This window comes from Bythopirellula superficialaquae, from assembly GCF_059632245.1.
On record NZ_CP197426.1, the window covers coordinates 4,476,859 to 4,497,702 of the forward strand.

At 55.2% G+C, this 20,844-nt stretch carries 17 protein-coding genes; 10 read left to right on the forward strand and 7 right to left on the reverse strand.

The annotated features are described in order from the left end of the window. The first annotated feature begins 222 nt into the window (after positions 1-222). The 8 genes from SH678x_RS18515 to SH678x_RS18550 all read left to right on the forward strand — a co-directional run bounded on the left by SH678x_RS18515 (position 223) and on the right by SH678x_RS18550 (position 10,264). A complete protein-coding gene (locus SH678x_RS18515) occupies positions 223-2,226 on the forward strand; it encodes a hypothetical protein (RefSeq protein WP_496919934.1) in 2,004 nt (667 codons plus the stop codon). Between the two features lie 211 nt (positions 2,227-2,437). Continuing rightward, positions 2,438-2,911: a hypothetical protein gene (locus SH678x_RS18520; protein ID WP_496919935.1), complete on the forward strand. Its 474-nt coding sequence runs from the start codon at positions 2,438-2,440 to the stop codon at positions 2,909-2,911. Between the two features lie 329 nt (positions 2,912-3,240). Then, positions 3,241-5,829: a TolC family protein gene (locus SH678x_RS18525; protein WP_496919936.1), complete on the forward strand. Its 2,589-nt coding sequence runs from the start codon at positions 3,241-3,243 to the stop codon at positions 5,827-5,829. Then, the gene (locus SH678x_RS18530; RefSeq protein ID WP_496919937.1) at positions 5,762-6,736 is read left to right on the forward strand and encodes a helix-turn-helix transcriptional regulator; all 975 of its coding nucleotides are present in this window, start codon (positions 5,762-5,764) and stop codon (positions 6,734-6,736) included. The genes SH678x_RS18525 and SH678x_RS18530 overlap by 68 nt, the downstream gene beginning before the upstream one ends. 82 nt (positions 6,737-6,818) lie before the next feature. Beyond that, entirely contained in the window at positions 6,819-7,427 is a 609-nt protein-coding gene (tmk, locus tag SH678x_RS18535; RefSeq protein WP_496919938.1) for a dTMP kinase, read from the forward strand. A 326-nt stretch (positions 7,428-7,753) separates the two neighbouring features. After that, positions 7,754-8,698 (forward strand): 4-(cytidine 5'-diphospho)-2-C-methyl-D-erythritol kinase, encoded by a 945-nt coding sequence (locus SH678x_RS18540; protein ID WP_496919939.1) that lies wholly within the window; start codon positions 7,754-7,756, stop codon positions 8,696-8,698. 28 nt (positions 8,699-8,726) lie between these two features. Continuing rightward, a complete protein-coding gene (locus SH678x_RS18545; protein WP_496919940.1) occupies positions 8,727-9,293 on the forward strand; it encodes a septation protein SpoVG family protein in 567 nt (188 codons plus the stop codon). 755 nt (positions 9,294-10,048) lie between these two features. Next, positions 10,049-10,264: a carbon storage regulator gene (locus SH678x_RS18550; RefSeq protein WP_496919941.1), complete on the forward strand. Its 216-nt coding sequence runs from the start codon at positions 10,049-10,051 to the stop codon at positions 10,262-10,264. Positions 10,265-10,421: 157 nt separating this feature from the next. On the opposite strand, the gene SH678x_RS18555 is transcribed toward SH678x_RS18550, so the two are convergent. Then, on the reverse strand, positions 10,422-10,652 hold the full coding sequence (locus SH678x_RS18555; RefSeq protein ID WP_496919942.1) for a hypothetical protein: 231 nt from the start codon (positions 10,650-10,652) through the stop codon (positions 10,422-10,424). 498 nt (positions 10,653-11,150) lie between these two features. On the opposite strand from SH678x_RS18555, the gene SH678x_RS18560 reads away from it, so the two are divergent. Next, positions 11,151-11,588: a secondary thiamine-phosphate synthase enzyme YjbQ gene (locus SH678x_RS18560; protein ID WP_496919943.1), complete on the forward strand. Its 438-nt coding sequence runs from the start codon at positions 11,151-11,153 to the stop codon at positions 11,586-11,588. Positions 11,589-11,695: 107 nt separating this feature from the next. After that, the gene (locus SH678x_RS18565) at positions 11,696-12,586 is read left to right on the forward strand and encodes a hypothetical protein (RefSeq protein WP_496919944.1); all 891 of its coding nucleotides are present in this window, start codon (positions 11,696-11,698) and stop codon (positions 12,584-12,586) included. A gap of 68 nt (positions 12,587-12,654) precedes the next feature. Here the strand turns inward: SH678x_RS18565 and SH678x_RS18570 are convergent, their stop codons facing one another. From SH678x_RS18570 to SH678x_RS18595, 6 genes are all read right to left on the reverse strand, one after another. Further along, positions 12,655-14,226, reverse strand: a complete 1,572-nt coding sequence (locus SH678x_RS18570) for an endonuclease NucS domain-containing protein (RefSeq protein WP_496919945.1) — start codon at positions 14,224-14,226, stop codon at positions 12,655-12,657. Between the two features lie 464 nt (positions 14,227-14,690). Further along, positions 14,691-15,023 carry a type II toxin-antitoxin system RelE/ParE family toxin gene (locus SH678x_RS18575; RefSeq protein WP_496919946.1) on the reverse strand — a complete coding sequence of 111 codons (333 nt, stop codon included), beginning with the start codon at positions 15,021-15,023 and terminating at the stop codon, positions 14,691-14,693. Beyond that, complete coding sequence (locus tag SH678x_RS18580; protein ID WP_496919947.1) at positions 15,020-15,289, reverse strand: hypothetical protein; 270 nt, start codon at positions 15,287-15,289, stop codon at positions 15,020-15,022. The genes SH678x_RS18575 and SH678x_RS18580 overlap by 4 nt, the downstream gene beginning before the upstream one ends. A gap of 795 nt (positions 15,290-16,084) precedes the next feature. Further along, a complete protein-coding gene (ribD, locus tag SH678x_RS18585; protein ID WP_496919948.1) occupies positions 16,085-17,188 on the reverse strand; it encodes a bifunctional diaminohydroxyphosphoribosylaminopyrimidine deaminase/5-amino-6-(5-phosphoribosylamino)uracil reductase RibD in 1,104 nt (367 codons plus the stop codon). A gap of 86 nt (positions 17,189-17,274) precedes the next feature. Further along, entirely contained in the window at positions 17,275-19,401 is a 2,127-nt protein-coding gene (locus SH678x_RS18590) for a YecA family protein (protein WP_496919949.1), read from the reverse strand. Positions 19,402-19,507: 106 nt separating this feature from the next. Continuing rightward, on the reverse strand, positions 19,508-20,563 hold the full coding sequence (locus SH678x_RS18595) for a transaldolase family protein (RefSeq protein ID WP_496919950.1): 1,056 nt from the start codon (positions 20,561-20,563) through the stop codon (positions 19,508-19,510). Between the last annotated feature and the right edge of the window lie 281 nt (positions 20,564-20,844).

Here is a 20,844-nt window from a genome sequence, read left to right on the forward strand (position 1 = left end):
GCCACACCACGTGTTCGTTTCGCGAAAAATCAAGAAAAGACCGCAGGAGCTGGACAATCGGCGTAGGACAGTCAAACTGGGTGCACTATACTTGCATGCCTGGTGACTAGGAAAGATGGAGAGGCGGCATCTGGTTTGCTATATTGCCAGACCGGCAATCCCAACCCGCCTTATTTCTTAGTCCTAACTTACCCGGCCTACTTTTCCGACGAGGATCACGTCGTGTTGCACCATTTTTCCCAGCGCGTCAACGGCTTGGCGCTGTCCGGTTTTTTCCTGTTCGTATTCAGTAGCGCGGTCCAAGCGCAGGCTCCCACCCCGGCGGATGCCAAACCGGCCGATTTTACCGCGGCTGCCGTCGGCCACAAACCGATCTCCGACGAGCGCTTCGCGCCCTATCGCCAAGAGTTTGTCGGCAGCGCCCGCGCTTTGGAAAAAGCCCTCGGCCCAGGATCACAATTGGAAAAGGATTGGAAGCGCTACCTCAAGTGGGATTTGCTGGAACCGCAACTCGCCGACGATGCAAAAGTCGACGGCGCGAGCCTTGAGAATCTAGGCCATGTGCTCCGCCGTTTCCGCTCGAATCACCCGGGCTTGGAACTCCCCGTCTTTACCCGCACCGCCAAGGCCATCGATAAGTACCGCGATCTGGCATACTGGCATACGCTGGCCTCGCGCCGCGACACGGCTCCGATCTTCTCGGCGTTTGCCAAAAATCTCGACGAACAACTTCGCCGCCATACCGAAGAACCAACGGTCGAGACGACGTTGAAAATCGGCAAGGCGATCGCCACGATCGACAACTTGGGAGAAGCCACCGATCAAGTGGGGGTTATCCGAGCAAGCTATTCCCAACCCAACGTGGTCACCGATGTCACCACCGATGCGCTCAATGAACTTGCCGGGCCCGTTTGCCAGATCCGCCCGGTCCGCGATTGCATTCTCGGTGCGACGATTCGGGGCACGGCGATTACCAATGGCCTCGTGACTTTCCAGCCACAAGAAGCCTCCGATCAAATCAAGCTCGACATGTTCCTCACGGGTGTCATCAATTCCCGCACCGTGGCTCACAAGAAACCGGTTAACGTGTTTGCCAGCGGCACGACCGATTACTGGGCCAGCAAGCGGCTGATGATCAGCGATGAACAATTCACCACTGTCGGTCTCACGGTCGACGCTCATACACGCACACACATTCGTGGCGTGCAAAAAACGGGCGGCAAGTTCGGCAAGCGGCTTATCGAAAAAATCGCCTGGAAAAAGGTTCGCGAAAGCAAGTCTCAAAGCGAGCGGATCGCCTCGCGGCACGCCGAACGAAAGATCGCTGAGAGTTTCGACGATCAGGTGGTCACCGCCCTTTCTAACGGGCGGGTTAGCTATGAAGAGAAGCTCCGTTACCCGTTGCAGCGCGTGGCTCTGCTCACTAATACGATTGATCTGAATTCCGATAAAGAAGGCATTCACTCGAAATTGATCTTGGCTTCGCATCGCCAGATCGCGACCGATACCAAACCACCCCAGCGTTCGCCGGAAAATGATCTTACGGTCCAACTTCATCAAACGGCCGTGAACAATTTCCTTCCGACATTGCTGGGTGGCGTAACATTACGGCAAGACACTCCTGACGAAGCACCACGGCTCGAGGGAAATGTCCCACCGTGGCTCCGTGAAATGTCGACCAAGTCTCCCCGGGAAGCGGCTGACGACGACGAGATGCCCACGCCGGAAATCGTGATCGTGCCCGCTCCTCCCGCGCCTCCCAAGGAAGAGAAGTCAGAATTCCGTCCTTGGCGGTTCTTGCTCAATAGCGAAGCCCCGGCGAGTGTGAGCTTTGCCGATCAAAAGCTGTTCATTCGCATGCGGCTGGCCGAGTTGCAAGGCAACATCGACGATGAGAAGCTGCTCAAGAACTGGGACTTTCTCGTGACCTATCGCATCATTCAAGACGGCAACGAAGTCGTACTCGAACGCGAAGGCGACGTGGAAGTCTTCCCCACGGGCTTCGACCCCCGGTGGGACGAACGGCTCACCGGCGAACAGGTTGGCATTCGCAACAACATCGCGAAGAACCTCAACCAGCGTGCTGCCGAAGGAGCTGGCTTTCCCAAGGAAATCCCGTTGCCAGCCTTGCGACTTCCCAAAAAGGGCGAGGAAAAGCTCACGCTAATTCTCACGCAACTCGACTGCGACAATGGCTGGTTGACGTTGGGTTATCGCGTCCCGTAAGCTGATTTTGACCCCACTGCATCGATTTGGTTGAATTTGGCTTTCAGCCAAAAAGTGCTGAGGCACATCTATTCCTGGGGCGATGCCCCAGGCTACGATGCGAGTGGCCGTTGGCCAGATTTTTTGGCCGAAGGCCTTCATCACCGTAGCCTAGGGCAACGCCCTAGGTTCGTGCCGTGTAACGAGGGTTTGGCTGAAGGCCATATTCAAGATGGAACCTGTCGTCGAAATAACTTTCGATTGTCTCCCTTTACGAGCCGTCGGACGATTGGATGCGCCGATTGATGCGTCCCCCGTGTATCGTGCCCGCTACGAACATCTCGTGGCGGCGCTCGAAAAATACGGTCCCGAGCGGACTTATTTCCTGTACGACGCCCGCTGCATCTTCCGGCTGGCCAACAGCGAAATCGAAGGGATGATTCGCTTCGATTTTGAAGGAACCGTCCGCACCGACGCGAGCGACATGCTCACCGAGCAGGCCGACCTCAACGTCACGCTGATGAGCGACACCTGCGGCGGGCTGCCCGAGGCTGTGCTGTCCTGGTTCAAGGGCCGCGTCGAAAAGGCCGTGGCGATTGAATTCGATCGCTTTATCGCCGCCGGGCAACTCACCGAGCGCACCACCGATCTAGGCCAAATCGAACGGCTCTCCGATCTCACCGGCTTCTCCGGCATGAATTTGTAGCTAAGACTCAGTGGCACTAGCCGGACCGCCACGCGGTCCGGGTCCTCCTGCTAGCGACAGCACTGCTGCACTTCGGATTCTTCTTCAGGAATGTCAAAGTCTAACGGTTAGGCCGCCGATAACGGTTGTACTGTCTTTCTCGACAGCCGTGCGCGCACTCTCTCCCGAGAGGGTGCCGCCTGCTAGCGAGTGAGGCCGCCCGGGGGGATACGGGACCACGACAACGGCGTGCAGCACAAAGTGCGTGCCGGGGACGAGGTCGCCCTTGTCACCCCCTGGTGGTTCGTGGATCGGTTGCGACAACCGAACCGCGAAGCAGGAAACGCATCATGACGCGGCAAAATCGGTCGGCCATCTCACTTGCACTCTGCGTGCTGACGCTCGTCAGTGGGTGTGCGCCGACTCAACCCTATTTCTTTGCCGAGGATGGCAACATCTTGGGCAAGGGAGATTTGTCGCACTATCTCGACGTCGCCACCGAAATTGAATATCCCGACGTCGATTCGGTTCCGCTCGACGAAGTCTCGGGCGCGCTCGCTCCGTTGACGATCTCCAATTCAGAGAACTTCGACATCGTCGACATGACGCTCGAAGAAGTGACACGGATCACGCTCACCAACAGCAAAGTCATGCGGCAACTGGGCGGTCGGATCACCGACGGCGGCAGCAACATCGCGGTCGCGACGCCTGAAGTTCTCACACAAAACCCTGGCGCCGTGCCCACGGTGTACGATCCGGCGCTGGTGGAAAGCGGCAACGGTACGGGCACCGGCAGTCCCTTTAGCGGCACGGGCGTGGAAGCAGCTCTCGCGGAATTCGATGCCACGCTCGACGCTTCCGCCACGTTCAACAAAAATAACCGCCCCCAAAACTTTGGCGGCTTGGCCGACACGCTGTTCGCCCAAGACTTGCATCAAGACTTGAATACTTACACGGCAGGAATTTCCAAGACTGCCGCCAACGGTTCGACGTTTGGTTTCCGCCATAACACATTCTACGACTTTAACAACAACGGCAGCCGTATCACGCGCGGCGACTGGTTCACTAACTTCGAAGCGTCGTTCAATCAACCGTTGTTGCAAGGTGCCGGCACGCAGTACAACCGCATCGCCGGTCCCATTTCGTTCCAGCAATATGCCAGCGGCGGAGCCAATCAAATCGACGGTGTGATCATCTCGCGGATTCGCACCGACATCGCGCTCACCGATTTCGAGCAAGCCGTCCAAGAGAACATGTTCGAGGTGGAAGAAATCTATTGGGAACTCTATTTCGCTTATCGCGATCTCGATGCCCGTAAGATTGGCCGTGATAGTTCCCTGGAAACGTGGCGCAAAGTACAAGCCCTCAAGGGCGTGGGTACTCAAGGTGGCGAAGCCGACAAGGAAGCTCAAGCTCGTTCGCAATACTTCTTGTTCCGTTCGCAGGTGGAATCGGCCCTCACCAATTTGTTCCGGATCGAAAGCCGCCTCCGTTACAAGATGGGCCTTGCCGCCACCGACAGTCGGCTGATTCGCCCCGTCGACGAGCCGACGACCGCTCAAGTCGCCTTCGACTGGCCATCAGTTCATTTGGAATCATTAACCCGCCGGACCGAGATTCGCAATCAAAAATGGCAAATCAAACGACGCGAGATGGAATTGATTGCCACTAAGAACAACCTAATGCCTCGCTTGGATGCTTCGGGAACGTATCGCTGGCTCGGTGCTGGTGAAGACCTGATCGGCAGTTCCAATACGGCCCCCTTCGGACCTGGCTCGAATGCGTTCAGCGTGTTGGAAGATGGCAACTATCAAGAATGGCAGTTGGGCGTGCAGTTCACGATGCCCCTTGGTTTCCGCAGTGCTTTGGCTGGCGTTCGTCATCACCAACTGTTGTTGGCTCGTGAGCGGGCCGTGCTGGAAGACTTGGAACTCAACATTTCTCATCAAATCAGCGAAACGATTCGCGACGTCGATTTCAACTTTGTGAATACTCAAAGCCTGTTCAATCGCCGCGTGGCCAGCCAGGACGAAGTCGACGCGATTCGGACGGTTTACGAATCGGGCCGCGTGCCGATCGATCTATTGCTCGATGCCCAGCGGCGTCGCGCCGAGGCTGAAAGTGCCTATTATCGTTCGCTTGTCGACTACAACCGAGCTATAATGCGTGTTCACTACCGCAAGGGGTCGCTGCTGGAATACAACGGCGTGTACCTGGCGGAAGGCCCCTGGCCAGCCAAGGCTTATTTCGACGCTCTGCGTCGGGCACGCCAACGCGATGCCAGCACGTTTATTGACTACGGCTACTCGCGTCCCAACGTGATCAGCCGTGGCCCCGTGGGTCAGTTCATGGATATGCCTGCTTCGTCGGGGCAGCCTGAAGCCATGCCGACCCCGATGCCAACACAACAAGGTGTGCCAACACCACAAGGTATGCCAGCACCCCAGGGCGTTCAATCGCCCGAGGACAACTCGCTGGAGATGCCCATGCCCGAACCACAGTCGACGGACGGCGGTTCGTATAACCCCAACGGTGCATCGCTAAATACCAACGTCCAAGACATTAATTTTGCTAACCTCCCTGTTGCCGAGGATAATTTTTCGTATGGTTATGCCGAGGTGCCCGCGACGGCCGCAGCGCCCACACCACTGAATTCCGCGCCGCTGAATACTGCACCCGTCAGCCAAATCGGCTTTGTCACCGACGCCGTGCCAGCCACACAAGCTGTCGCTGCTCCAACAGCAATTCCAACGAACACACCAGCAGTCAACGCCACACCCGAAAACCCGTTCCGCAATCCTAACCGTCAAGAATCGACCCAATGGGTCGACTCGACAACTCAAGGATTGCCCGGAACCGCCAAACCAAACGATGAATCTCACGAGAATCACACGTCTGCTGAAGCTGCTGCAAACGCTCCAGGCGGGGAGCGGCCGTGATGCTGCGGGACTCGCGGCTTCCTGCGGCGTGAGTCGTCGCACGATTTTTCGCGATCTGGAAACTCTCCGTACCGCCGGAGTGCCGCTGCAATTCGATAGCAATCAAGATCGCTATTTTATCCCCAGCGCGTTCTTCTTGCCCCCCACGAACTTCACGGCCGAAGAAGCCCTGTCAATCATTGCGCTCGCCAGCAAGATCACCACAGGCGAACGCTTGCCGTTTAGCGAACCGGCCCGCCAGGCGGCGCTCAAACTGGAAAGCAGTTTCCCCGCGGCACTACGCGAAGAGCTCCGTGAAGTGACCCGCGCGATTCAAATCAACTTGAATAAAGTCAGCCCGCTCGAAGGGCAGGACGACGTGTATCGCACGCTGGTGGATGCCATCGCCAAGCATTTCGTGGTGCGTATTTCTTATGGAAGTCTCACCGAATGGGAAACGATTCGCACGAAGCTGCGTCCCTATCAATTGCTCTTCAGTGGGCGGAGTTGGTACGTGATTGGCCGCAGTTCGCTGCATGGGGAGATTCGCACGTTCAATCTCGCGCGGATCAAAGAAATCAAACCTTTGCAGGAACGCTACGCCATCCCGCGTGACTTCAGTTTGGAAAAACATTTGGGCAACGCCTGGCATCTGGTTCCCGATGCGGGTCCCGATCATCATGTGGTGGTGCGCTTTCATCCGCTCGTGGCACAAAATGTCGCCGAAGTCATGTGGCACAAAACTCAAGAGCTGCATTGGCAGAGCGACGGCACGCTCGAATTCCACGCCCATGTTTCAGGCCTGCAGGAGATCGGCTGGTGGATCCTTGGCTACGGCGATCAGGCCGAGGTGTTGCGTCCCGCGAAGCTCCGCAAGCTCGTGGCCCAACGTGCCGCCAATATGTACAAAATCTACGCGGGCTCGTAGCGAGCCGCCAACACTCCCACAAGCGGGCCCAATCGTGTACAACAATCGCTCACTTCCCTAGCCCGCCACGAGTACGCACGGCATGTTTTTTTCCTTTGACGGTATCGACGGCGTCGGCAAGACCACACAGATGCAGCTCTTTCAGGAGTGGCTTGTCGCGGCGGGACGCCAGATCGTCACTTGCCGCGATCCGGGCAGCACTTTGCTCGGCGAGCGGGTGCGCGAAATCGTGTTGCACAGCGACGAATCGGTGCAGATCGCCCCGCGCACCGAAATGCTGCTCTACATGGCCGCCCGGGCTCAATTGGTCGCCGAAGTGATCCTCCCGGCCAGGGAAACTGGTCAGGTTGTCATTTCCGATCGCTTTCTACTCGCGAACATCGTGTACCAGGGGTACGCGGGCGGGGTCGACATCGGCGAGATTCGCGACGTGGGCCGAATCGCCACGGGGGGGTTGCTCCCCGACTGTGTCTTTCTTTTGGATATGCCCCCCCACCGAGCCCGGGAACGCATGGGAGACGCGCTCGACCGCATCGAGCAGCGGGGGGACGACTACCGCCAGCGGCTCCGCACGGGGTTCCTAGCAGAAGCCGAAGTGATGGGAAGTTCAGTCCACGTAATCGACGCCGACCGCCCGATCGACACAATTCAAACCGAATTGCGTGCAATTGCGGCAAAGTTGCTCGGGTGAAGTACCAGTTGGGATTTCGCCCCAGACTTCCGTTGACCTGAGCCGCGAATCGTCTTAAAATTTGCTGGCACTTGAGGTTAGGCTCGCCGCAATGTTCACACCAGCGGTCGCCTTCACTTCAATGCAGTTATCATTCGCTTCTCATGATTGACAATTTATACCTATAAGATTTTAAGCTGACTGTACGCATTGATCCTGATACGCAAGGGTGTGGCACGCTGTTTTTAGTGGGTCACAAGCGGTAGATCGGAATTCAAAAGTCGCGTTGGAGCCGAACAGTGGGTTCGGCCAGCGACTTCTGCTGATATCGATTCTGGACGTGCACCATGGTTCCCCGCAAGGTTGGTACCGCTTGGGAGGTCGTGGCTCCGGCAAAGCTCAACCTGTACCTGGAAGTACTTGGCAAACGAACCGACGGTTTCCACGAGTTGGAAACCCTCCTGGTCCCGGTGCGAATTTATGACCAGCTAACATGGTCACCTTCCAATTCTTTGTCGCCTAGCCTTTCCACCGAGTGCTCCCTCAGTATCGAATCCTGCCATCCTCAAGGCGGTTCTCGCCCTCAGGTGTCACTCGATCCGCACCACAATCTCGTCACCCGAGCCGCCAAACTGCTCGCGGCCAAGGCGGGCCTCAAACCCCACGGCCACTTTCATCTGGTGAAGCGAATTCCTCAGGAAGCCGGCCTGGGGGGCGGCAGCAGCGACGCCGCGGCCACTTTGCTCCTGGCCAACGAAGCCTGGCACGCCGGGCTTTCCCACGCGGAATTGGCCCATCTGGCGGCCGAATTGGGGAGCGATGTCCCCTACTTTTTGAATCAAGGCCCGGCGATCTGCCGAGGTCGCGGCGAACGCATTGAACCCCTGGGCGGGCTGCCTCATTTGCACTTCGTGGTGGTCAAACCCGACTTTGGCTTGTCGACGCCGCGGGTATTTGCCGAACTTGGTGAACGGGGCGCTCTTTCATCCGAGCGGGCCGAGAAATCCGCTTCGTGTTTGTCGCAGCTCATCGCCGCACTCAACCGGGGCGCGATTGCTCGGGCATGCCAGTGGATGACCAACCGGCTCGAAACCGCGGCGGCGCGACTCGCGCCCGAGATTTCGCAAATCAAAACAACGCTCGCGCAAGCGGGCTGTTGGGGACAACTCATGACGGGCAGCGGTTCCACCTTGGTGGGAGTCGCCCGTTCGGCAAATCAGGCACGGCGGATCGCTCGGCAGCTTTCCGCACAAAAATTGGGAACTGTGCTGGCAACTTCCAGCGGCTGGTAAGGCGTTTCACCTCGCAAGGAGACTTACCGTGGAAATTACCGAGGTGCGAATCAAACTCATGGAAGATCCGGGCGAACGTCTCAAGGCGTTTTGCTCGATCACCTTTGACAATTGCTTCGTGGTCCGCGATTTGAAAATCATCGATGGATCGAATGGGCCCTTTGTCGCCATGCCAAGCCGCAAACTCACGGCCCATTGCGGCCGGTGCGGGATGAAAAACCACCTGCGCGCGCAGTATTGCAACCAATGCGGCGCGGGGCTTTCGCAAGATCGCATGCCGCTGGATGCCGATGGCCGGGCGAAACTCTATGCCGACATTGCCCACCCGATCAATTCGCATTGCCGCGAAATGATTCAGGATCATGTGATCAACGAATACTACGACGAAATCGAACGTTCCAAGCTCCCTGGGTATATCTCGCGCTACGACGACGTGGACATCGATTTTCAAGACGATTCCAACGACGCGATTCCGGCTCGCGGCCGCGTCGACCGCGCTCACGGCCGGCCTGCGCCGCACGATTCCCATGGCAAGACGCCTCGCACTGCGCCACCACGCGACAAGGGCGATTCCTTCGGAACGGGCATCTTTTAGCTCAACAACACAACGCCCGGGGACTGAGCTCCCCCGGTGCTAGCACGTGTGCCACAGCTGGCTCGCCCAGCAATGCTGCATGGGATTTCATTAGCGCTAATCAGCGTCCATGAGCGGTTCACTCGCTTTTTCTCTCTTGAACCATTCCGCCAAAATTCCGTTTGGCGTGCGCTAGCATTCCTGCTTTAGTAGCCGGCATATCTTGCCGATACATTACCCTGTCGCCATATTACCCAGAATTGCCAAGCTACTGAAGAGTTACATTTATCCAATCATTCCGCCCTTCATTGGAGGTGAACAAACTCAAATGCTGGAGCGCCACGAACGCATTCAAAACTTTGAGCAAATTCGCTGTTACGTCCTCGAAACCTTAAGCCAACTGGAACTATTAAAAACCGACTGCTGCCAACTGATTGTCAGATTGCTCACGAGAGCCGGCCGACCCTGCGGGGTGTACTTTTGCCTTTACGGCCCGCGAGCAGTAAGACTATCAGCGATCTGGGAAACGGATTCTAACTCGATTCTGTTTTACGGATCACGCGGCGAGCGGGTGCAACGCACCAAACTGGTCGAAGCCCCCGAACTCCCCCAAGAAATTAGTTAGCCGGAGTTGTCCCAACTCCGTTAACGACCGCTAGCAAACACAAGAAGTTATTGTCCGGGCCAACGCGAAACATGGGATTGAAACTTCGCGGCAACCCAGTTACTATACATAAGTTCACATGACCCATCGCGGGAAAACAAGGAGGTCTCAAATGCTCGTACTCTCAAGAAAAGAAGCTCAGCGGATTCGTCTCGGAGATTCGATCGTCATCACGGTGGTTCGCATCGGCGGCGACAAGGTCCGCATCGGGATCGAAGCCCCCAAGGATATGCTGGTGTTGCGTGACGAGCTCGAGCCTTTTGAAAAAGGTCAGAACAACGTCCTGGAAATCGAAACCGATTTGGCCAACCTCCAAATCGCTGGCTAAGCCAGGAAAAATTAGCAGGCCCGCCGCAGCCTAGCGCCCTCCCCCGTAATGCGGCCGCTCCTCGCAACTCTCTTCTTCAAAATTTGGCGACAGCAACAAAAAAAGGCCGCCGGACAACAGCCGGCGGCCTTCAAATGGATCATACTTTCAGCGTCGCTCAGTCACGCGGACGCACGGCACCGGTCAGACCGCTGTAGTCAGCCCGGTCATCGGTGTGCCACAAGGGATGGCCCGAGCGGATCCGCTCGGCCAACACTTCTAACTTCTCGCGTGAACCGGCGGGAGCTTGCGTGCTCTTGAACTGGTCGTCAACGCGGGGAGCAAAATCTTCGTCATGGCCATACTTGAGAATGGCTTCAAACACGTTCTTCAGTTTTGGGTCAGGCATGTTTCAGACTCCGTCAGCTGTAAAGTTGGTCTCCGGCGGGGCAAGCCACTCGAAGGAGCTTGAACGACCAACTCGGGTGAGGTGGATAAACTACCACGATGGATCAGCCGCGTGGTCTGCCGCCAGGCCCGATCCATTCGGCTCGCCGACAGCGTCTTCCCATCGGCTCTGCCGATAGCACTTTCTTGCCGGCCATTTCGCTTTTGTTAACGTTCAAGTAAGAGATTATTGCTACAGGATTTACGATGTCAAGTTTTTTGTTAACAGGGATTGACAATTCGCGCAACGAAATGTGCGCCGTTTGTGAAACTTTAACACGTGGGTCATCGGGACCAGCTTTTTCCCGAGGATTAAGCCCCTGAAACGGTTACTCACCCAAGCTTTCGACTCCGAAATCTTCTGTTGGACATTTCGTTTTGTAGGAATGAGAACACGCCACAAAATGACTAGAATCTAAGGTGCTAATAATAGCCCTCACCGACATTCACGAAAGCAATTATGCCCTGGATCCAGAAACAACTCGAACTCAAGCCCTGCCCGCGCGGGTTTCATCTCATCACCCGCGAACTTCTCGAGGCCTTGCCCGAAATCGAAGGCATTCAAACCGGCCTTTTGAATTTGTTTTTGCAGCACACGTCGGCATCGCTTTCGATCAACGAGAATGCCGATCCCGATGTGCCACTCGATTTAGAAAGCAGCTTCAACGTAATCGCGCCGGAGTCGTTCGCCTACCAACACACCTGCGAAGGCCCCGACGACATGCCCGCGCATGTGAAGTCGTCGATGATCGGCTGCTCGCATTCAATCCCCATCGCCAACGGCCAACTCTGCCTCGGCACGTGGCAAGGCATTTACTTATGCGAACACCGCAACCACGGCGGCCGCAGAAAAGTCATCGCGACGATCCAAGGCGAAGCCGGCGAGCGGGGGACGTAAGTCCCCTGCAAGGTCCCCTGCATGGCCCCGCACAATCCTGCACACCAAGTAAAACATCATCCCATTCACGCATCCCATTTCAAAACAAACTTTTGTAAAACAAACCCATGCTACGCACCCTCCTACTGACCTTTGCATTCTTAATCTCCAACAACCTCATCGCCGCTCCACCAGAGGAAGCTGCACCCATCACATGGGAAACCACCGCCGAGGGCGAAACCGCCTTCGTGCCGATGAAGTCCGCCCCCTATCCTCATCCCACCCGTGCCGAGGGGCACACTTACGACAAAGTCACGTATCCCGCCGATCCGCATTACTCCGACAGCACAGTCGGATTGTTCGTGCCGCGCGACTTTCGCCGCACGCCCAAAGTGAATCTGCTCGTCTATCTCCACGGCTGGAACAACAATGTCCGCAATGCGCTGACCAAGCAAAAACTCCGCGAGCAGATTGTCGCCAGTGGCCAAAACATCATCCTGGTCTTTCCCCAAGGTCCGCGTGATGCGCCCGATTCCTCCTGCGGCAAACTCGAAGACACCGACGGCCTCAAGCATCTGGCCGAGGAAGCGCTCGCCACGCTGCATCAGGCAGGAAAAATCGACGAACCCCAACTCGGCCAACTGCTGATCGCCGGCAGTAGTGGCGCCTACCGCGGCATCGCTTGCTCAGCCGATCATGGCGGTCTCGAACAGCAAATCACCGGCATCGGCCTCTTGGACTCGAGCTACGGCAATCTCGACATGTTCGTGAACTGGGTCAAAAAGAATCCTGAAGGAAAACTCTTCAGCATCTTCACCGACCATCTGTCGAAAGAGAACGTCTACTTATTCACACACATTCAAAAGCTCGACCCTGCGAGCAAGATGCTGATCGATACCGACGTGACCGACGAACAACTCGCCAACGCGCGCACGCTGTTTCTGCATACCGAAACGCTCAGTCACGAGCAAACGATAGGTTGGCTGGAGAGGTGGCTGAGGACGAGAGGGTTGGAGTAAAATCCCCTTACCAGTAGTCTAATGAAGAATGTATTGAAGCTAGCTTCAGCAGCAGAGCAGGCGCGACATTAAATACCTAGACTAGTTTTCTTGTGCATTTCGTCTACAAAGTTCTTTATAAAAACTGGATTCTCTTCAATGAAATCAATTAATGACTTACCATCTTCTGTTGAAGTTTCGGAAATTTTGCCTGTTCCTGAATCTTCTACGTAAGATACTGCTTGCGTGATTGATTGATTATTATCAATCTCCCCTCTGACAGTTGCATAATACATTCCGTGCGTCGCAAGTAAATCTTCATCGCAATCCCAGGCTTCATGCATTCCTAGGGCAAAAAGATAACCTTCCAGATCACCTAGCTCGCCAGAATAGACGCTGTCTACTGACTGATGGCTGAAAGTGCCGTTCCATTCAATCCTTCCCAACAGAAATAATATCTTTCCCTGATCTTTGTCATAAGCGACCAGCTCCAGGCACGGTAAGTAGCGAACATCACCCAAAGCAGCCAACATGAAAAGTGAATGCGGAAGAGCTAAAGGGTTGTAGATGGCAATGGAAATCGTTGCATTAGGAAATTTCTTTGCGATTTCATCTAAAAAGAATATACAAGCCTTTGTCCACCGATCATTACCTTTAAGGCAATAGATCATTTGTTTACGGGTAGCCTCCCAATTTGAATGCAATGCAGGAGTTGATAGTTTATAGAAAGAAATGGCATTTTGACCTCCAATCCCAGATATTAGTTCAATCACTTCGCGGTCATCTGCTGCTGCTTGATTCGGAACCGCTCCGTACCGATCAATTCTCTTAGCATGCCACCCTTCTGCAATCATTGCGGTAAACTTCTCTGGATAGCCTATCTCGTAAGTATCCCAGGGACTATCACAGCCATCTGTAATCATGCAGTGGAAGCCGTCTTCTATCTGAAGATCTCGTTCATCCTCTGTTATGTCACTTTCAGATAATTCGCACTCTTCTTGAAGCTGGGCGATAACTTTCTGGCGAACTGCGTTATTTAACTCTCCTGGCACCAAATAAATCGCATGAGGATGCACAACTCGTTCATCATCCTTATCGGCGTCTAGAAGAACTAAGAATCCCGCGTCACTTCCCGCAGCTTCAACTGCCGTTTTAAGTAACTCCGAGCATGCGTCACGTTGCTGCTCGTCCTTAAAAAGAAAGCAACCATGTGCGCGAAAAATCTTCAATGGTGTAGCCAACGCGACAGCTTTAACCTCAGAAACATTTATTATCTCTCCATCTTGATTAACTTCAATATGAAAACCGCTTGTTTGGATTTTGGATGAATGAACAAGCTCCGAAAAAGGCATGGTCAATTCATGCCAATCGGTGGAAACTATGAAGCACCGAATTCGGTTTTCTTCCAATCTATTTTCTTCTTTGAACAATGCGACGTATTTAAAAATCTCGTGTATAGCTTGCCGGGCGGCTTGATTACTACGCTTTAGTTCAATGATTACACGATTGCCGAAACTGTCCTTAGCAAGAATATCAATGAAGCCTCTTGCTCCGATCGCTGCTGGCAATGGATACTCAGCCTTAATGAGAACAAGCCCATTTTCCAACAATTCAAGATGCTGCGATAGATAGTCGCGTATTTGTGCTTCTGTAGCAGCCATATTAACCTAATTTGATTAAATGTTATCGAGGACAATTTTTAAGTATGTCTAATTACCAAGAGCGATAAGAGCAAGTTGTGTAAGAAATAGTTCGAACGATATTAATAAATCATGTAGCAACAATGCAAGTTAGGCACTTTCCATGTAGATACCAGGGGCTGTTCTTAAACAGTCTATTCCGGTCGAAACTAACTGAGCAAGTAATTACAAACCAATAAGCAGGAGATCCATAAGCTGCGAGGCTGGTAACGAAAACCTTTGACTGTACTGTATGTACAGAATAAATCTGCAACTTTACTAACCTGTGGTCGAGCAGTGGCCAAAATCCGCACACGAAATGGCCGCACGGATGTGGTAGAACGAGGACGAAGGGCTTTAGGACCAGGGATCGTTGACTGATGAACCCCAACGCAGTTCCGGCAACGAATACGTGAAGTTTACCCCATACCTTTTTACAATTATTCCTAATCAAGCGTTTCTGGAAGTCTCTCCGACTGTGGCAATCGTCGCCCCTGGCGAAAGCCGACTACGTGAACCGCCGCGTTGGCTTCGTCAATCGAATAGAGCGCAAGATAATTGCCGATCACTTGCTGACGAATCTCATAATTTCGTTGACCGTTTTCGTCCGCCAGCGCATGCCGTTGCGGAAAGAAATCGAGTGTGCCGATTTTGCCGTAAACGTGATTAACCCACCGCTCGGCCGTCTCCGGCATACCAGCTACTTCTGCGATGTATCGATAGTATTCGGCGATGCTATCCGCGGCGACCGGAGCGACGACAACTCGGTAAGACTTCATGAATCACGACTGGCAAGAGTGCGACGGCGCGCTTCTTCGACGCTTAGCCCTTCACCGGAACGGATTTGCTCCATGCCTAGATCGATCATGGCCAAGCTCTCTGCCAGTTCTTTATCAATCAGCGGAGCGAACACTTCGTCGACATTTGGCTGCTCGGCCAAAACATGAACAAACTCAGTTACGTATTGCTCAACGCTACTAAAGCCTGCCGCACTAGCCTGGCCAGCGAGTTTTTCAGTGGTATCGTTAGAAAGATCGATCTGCATTTTTATCTCCTCACACTCAGCATATCACGGCTCGGGTGGCCAAGTCAAAATTACCCGCAATGGCAGCCAAGCAAACGCTCTGTTGAGAAATCGACTTCCTATCTCCGCGTTCTCCGAGCCTCCGCGTGAACAAAATCCCCACCGGCCAAAAATCGCACAAGAAATGGCCGCGCGGATGGGGTAAAATCGAGCGAAAACCATTCGTCATGAAAACTTTCGTGCCCGAATGGCGAGACGTTCTTTGACAACCAGGAAAGCTCTTAGCCAGACGGTTCAGCGATCAATGTACGTACGGAGGGGAGTTCCCTTTTCTCCAGCCACTAGCCACTAGCCTCTAGCCCCTTTTTTTCTTTGGCCCCTTCGGCAAAGCTTGGCCGCTTGGGCAAAAAGTCGAGAATTCGTTGGCCGCTTCGAGAAAACCGCGGGGTTTACAGGAAACCGCTCGGCAAGTTGATCAAACCGCAGGCATGATCAAGTTGCAAAAGTTGAGCAAGATGACAAAGTTCGATTGCGTCTGCTTGGCAACATTGAAGAGGCCGCAAACCAAGCAAACCTCGCCAAGCTGGCAAACCTGAAAAGCTGTTAGCGATTAGCCCTTAGCTTTTAGCCAGAAAGGGATCCTGGTTTCGGCACTAGTACGTGTACAAACCGTGTGAATCAGGAGACTAGATTCTTCGGTCGCCTAGGCTCTCTCAGAATGACTGGTATCCACGAACCACTGACAACAATCGCGAATAAACCCTGCCAAGTTGGAAGAGTTGGAAAAGTTGGAAGTCTTGATCGACCGTGCAACACCTACGCGCGGTCCACGTACCCGTGGACATGCACGTCGCCGTCGAGCACGTTGATCTCCACGTCGACGATCCGTTGGGCGGCCATCATGTCGGCTAAGCCTTCACCGGCGAGCGCCGAAGGAGCGTCCTTGCCACCAGCCAATTTGGGAGCAATAAACGCATGGACTTCATCGATCGCTTGGATGTCGGCAAACGCCCCCAACACGAGCGCGCCCCCTTCGACCATCACGTTCGTCATCTGCCGCGAACCGAGTTCTTCGAGCAGCCGCACGAGTTGTTCTTGCCAAGGGACGGTGGGGAGTTTGAAGATTTCCACGCCCAATTGCTCAAGTCGTTTGATCCGTTCCAAGGGTGCCGTTTCCTTGGTCACGATCAACAGCGGCGCTTGGTCAATGGTTCGCACCAACTGGCTTTCGAGCGAAATCGATGCTTCGGAATCAAGCACGATCCGCGTCGCGACGCGCGGACCAGCAGGGCGAGCCGTCAGCAGGGGATCGTCACGTTCCGCGGTCAAACGGCCAACGAGAATCGCGTCGACTTGCCCGCGGACTTTGTGGACGAGCGCGCGGCTGGCTTCGCTGGAAATCCATTGGCTCTTGCCGGTGTGGGTCGCGATCTTGCCGTCGAGCGTCATCGCCCATTTGGCGATCACCCACGGTTGGCGCTGCGTGATCAACTTGCGAAAGGGGGCAATCAGCTTGTTCGCCGCCTGTTGGTCGGGCAGCACTTCGACGGCGATGCCCGCTTCACGCAGCTTCGCAACGCCTTGCCCAGCGACTTGCGGATTGGGATCCTCGCAACCGACTAACACCCGCGCGACGCCCGCTTGAATCAACGCCTCGGTACAGGGCGGCGTCTTGCCGTGGTGACAACAGGGTTCGAGCGTCACATAGAGATCGGCCCCACGAGCTCGTTCGCCAGCTTGCGCGAGCGCATTGATCTCGGCATGCGGCCCGCCATATTGCTGATGCCAACCTTCGCCCACGACATGGTCATCGCGAACGATCACACAACCCACGAGCGGATTCGGCTCGACGCACCCCTGCCCCGCCTCGGCAAGGCCAATCGCATGTGCCAAAAACTGTTGATGGTTTGCGTATGCCATAAGAGAGAAACCACGAATCTCACGAATGATTTTTTGTCTTTCCATTCATTCGTGAGAATTCGTCTTATTCGTGGTTCACAGATCCTTTACGGTGTCCAGATCGCGGATTTGCCTTGCGGTGCTGCTTCGGCAGCTTCGCTGCCAGGGGTCCACAATCCACTGCGGCTCGCGGCAGCATCTGTCCGGTTGGCAGGCATGGCGAGCGGAGTGGGCGAGCCAACACCGCCACGCGGCGAGATCAACCCCGCGGCATACAACAAACGATAGGTTGCCTCGGCCACGCCTGGCTCGTTGATGTGATTCATGCGAATCTCATCGAGCAGATTTTGAGCGAGTGGCGAATCGCCGCGCTGGATCGCAATCTCCAAGGCCATCAAGACCCACTCGGCAACCGAACGATTGTTGGCGTGCGACCACTGACGTGCTTTCTCAACCCATTCTTGCGCCTTCGCCAAATCGGGTTCAATTCTCGCGAGCTGACGAAATGCCGAGCTGAGATCGGTTTTTTCCTCGTGAGTCGGACGCGACACCAATTCCCCGGCGACGACAAGCGTAGCCAAGTTTGCTCCCAACATGGTCGAGCGCTCGATCAGCTTCATCAATTGAGCATCGCTCAATTTGCTCAGGTTCAAATGCGGCACGCGAACTATCGAAACCTGCGCGACGTCGACGTCCGCGGGATCGATCACTTCGGCCGGAGGCAAACCCAAGACTCCGCGCACGCGGTCGAACAATTCCAGCTCGCTCGGTTCACCGGCCGCTTGTTCGATGATCAACGCACTGGCGAGCAACGGGATCCGCAAGTCGGCGTCTCCGGCGGCTTCCTTGGGACTCTTGCCATTGAGGGCCGCACGAGGGCTGGCCGTCCAGCGTTCCATGATCGCGCTGCGGCGTTCTTCGGCCACGAAGCGGCGGCGCTGTTCGATGGGCGTTCCCGGTGGCAATCGCCACCGCCAACTCAGCGAATCTTCGCTTACCGATTTTTCGGCGACGACTTCTTCTTCCAAAATCTCGCCAAGTGTTTCGCCCGCGATTTCAACGAGCAACTTTTTGACGTCTTCAAACTCGGCCGTGCGGTCGGTGGTGAGTTCAAGCTGCGCTGCACGATCGGTGCGCTTGCCATAGAAACTCAAGAAACCCAGCACGCTGGGGATTTCGTCGCGTTTGAGATCGGGATTCGCCGGAGGCGTGACCTTATCGAGCAAGATATGCGTGCTCCGCGGACGCACGGCATCTTCTGCCAACTTCGTCGGATCGAGCGGATACTCTTCGATACGCTTGTCGCTGGAAAGTTTTTCGGCGAGTGCGTCCTCATCTTTCACAGTGTAAGCCAATCGCACGGTTTCGAGCACCGGATCAACGAGCTTGGGATTTACAAGCTGAGCCAACGCCTCGGCTTCCACGGACTGATGTTCGGGCACATCCAGCCGCGCGAACTCATGCAACCCGGCGGCAAAGCGTTCAACATCGCCCAACCAACCGCGCACCAACGCGAGGTTATAAACAATCGCCGGTTCGGGACCGACTTTATCGCGCAGCGACGAGAAGATTCCTTCGGCCGCGCGCCATTGCCCACGGCCCGAGGCTTTGAGCGCGGGGTCGAACTCAACCTTCCACGCTGCGTCAGTGGGAGCATCGTGCAGCAGCAAGTATTCCCGCATCAACAAAGGCAAGCCAGCTTGCAGGTTCATCCGCAGCAGCAACTCGAGCGCGAGATTGTCACCTTCAGGAGCAATCCCCGCATAGAGCAGCAGGTGCCCGCGGGCAGCCACCAACTCGCCTTCAATCAACAACGCGTGCCCCACCGAGCCAATCGCCTCGAACACCCGCAGGGGCATGTCGTCGTTCAGAAGTTCGAGCGCATCCTGCAAAGGACCAATCGCGGCCATCCCCTCACCGGTCGCGGCGAGCAGAACAGCCCGCTGCGCGTGGGCGGCAGGGTTCTTGGGTTGCTTCGCGAGATAGTGATTGATTGTCTTCTCTGCGGCGTCGAACTCATGCATCGACAGTTGCAGATTGGCTTGCAGATCCAAGAGCGATGCACGATCGGGCTGCTTTTCGAGCAAGGCCTCGACGTGCTTCAAAGCGGCATGGGGTTGCTCGCCGGCGATCATCTTCTGGACTTTTTCAATATCCGGTGCGAGGTCGCTGCAACAAAACTTGAGCTTCTTACCGCTGCCGCAGGGACACGGGGCGTAAGGATCGAGGGCCATGAGAGTCCGCCTGTCGAATGTGTTACAAAGGGCAATTAAACAGCCTGAATCGTAACACAATCCCAGGGCAGGGGGGAACCTGCGTCTTTGCCGCGCGGAGTGCTAACTAGCTGGCCAGCTTCGCCGATTTTTCGGCGATTAAAGCCAGCAGCGCCTTTTGCGGATCGGCAAACTTTTGAATCCCTTCGCTCATCAGGGTTTCTTCCAACTTTTTCATGTCGACGGCGGTAGAAATCTCGTTCATCACCTCCGTCGGAGGAAAGACATCCACGGTCCGCTTGAATTCGACATCGCTTTTCGCCACGGCTTCGTTCGTCGCGGGAGGATTGGTTTGAATGTCGCTCCCCGCAAGTGCGATCACGTATTTCCAGGGGGGATCGTTGGCGCTTTTCGTGCCGGTGCTGGCAAAGACGATTTCCTGCTTAAGCGGCGTCGGGTGCTCGGCCCAGAACTGTTGATTGGCTTTCCAAAGTTGCTTGGCATTGAGAATGCCAACTTGCCCTTGCGCTGCACTCGACAATCCCGGGACGTGCTTCTGCGTGTAAACGTCCACCCGTGAAACAAAGATGCTGTAGACGCTCTTGAAGTGGTCCAACGAATCAAGCTTCTGTGCCCCTTGCCAAATCGCGTCGCGAGCCTCTTCGTATTGCCGCATCGAAAAGATCAGCGTCACATTGAGGGGAATTCCTCGTGCAGCCAGTTCAGGTAGTGCCGCTAATCCTGCCGGGGTCGCCGGCACTTTGATCATGCGATTCTTGTGGCCTCGTGACCATTTTGTTCCTTCGGCCACGTAGCGAGCCACTCGCTCAACGTGCGGCAGATCTGCCGCGGGATCTTCCAGTAGCGGATCAACTTCAAAACTCACGTAGCCGTCATCGCCAGCAGTTTGTTCCCAAACGGGCAGGAACTTTTGCTGCGCCGCGCCCACGACTTCATCGGTTAACTCCCACGCAGCAGCTTGCGCCGTGCTCCCTGGTTGCTTGGTGAGTTCGGCCAGTTGCGCGTCAAAGCGACCTGTTTTCACGAGGTCGCTAATAATGATGGGATTGGAGGTTGCCCCCGTCGCGCCGAATGCCAAATTCTCGATAATCAGGTCTGGATCTACCGAGTCGAGCCACAGTTTCGTACCACACTGAACCAAGGATGCGAGTGAAGAAGCCATGCTTCGATCATCTCCGTCTTATAAGAGGAATGCGTGCTAGCGATGCAGACGCTAATCGTCGCCGCCATTCTAACAATTCCCGCCTCGTTAGGCTGCTAGCGGATGCGACTCGCTAGTTTAGCAAAACTGCGAAACTTAACGACCGCTTTTCTGAATGGGAGACTTCTGACGATTTTTCCGATTTTGACGGATATTCCTGCATCTCTGCGGCCCGGAAGTCGATGATTTCCCTGTCCGAGAATACAGACGCGCCCGGTGCGCAACGTTGAGCATTTCGTTCG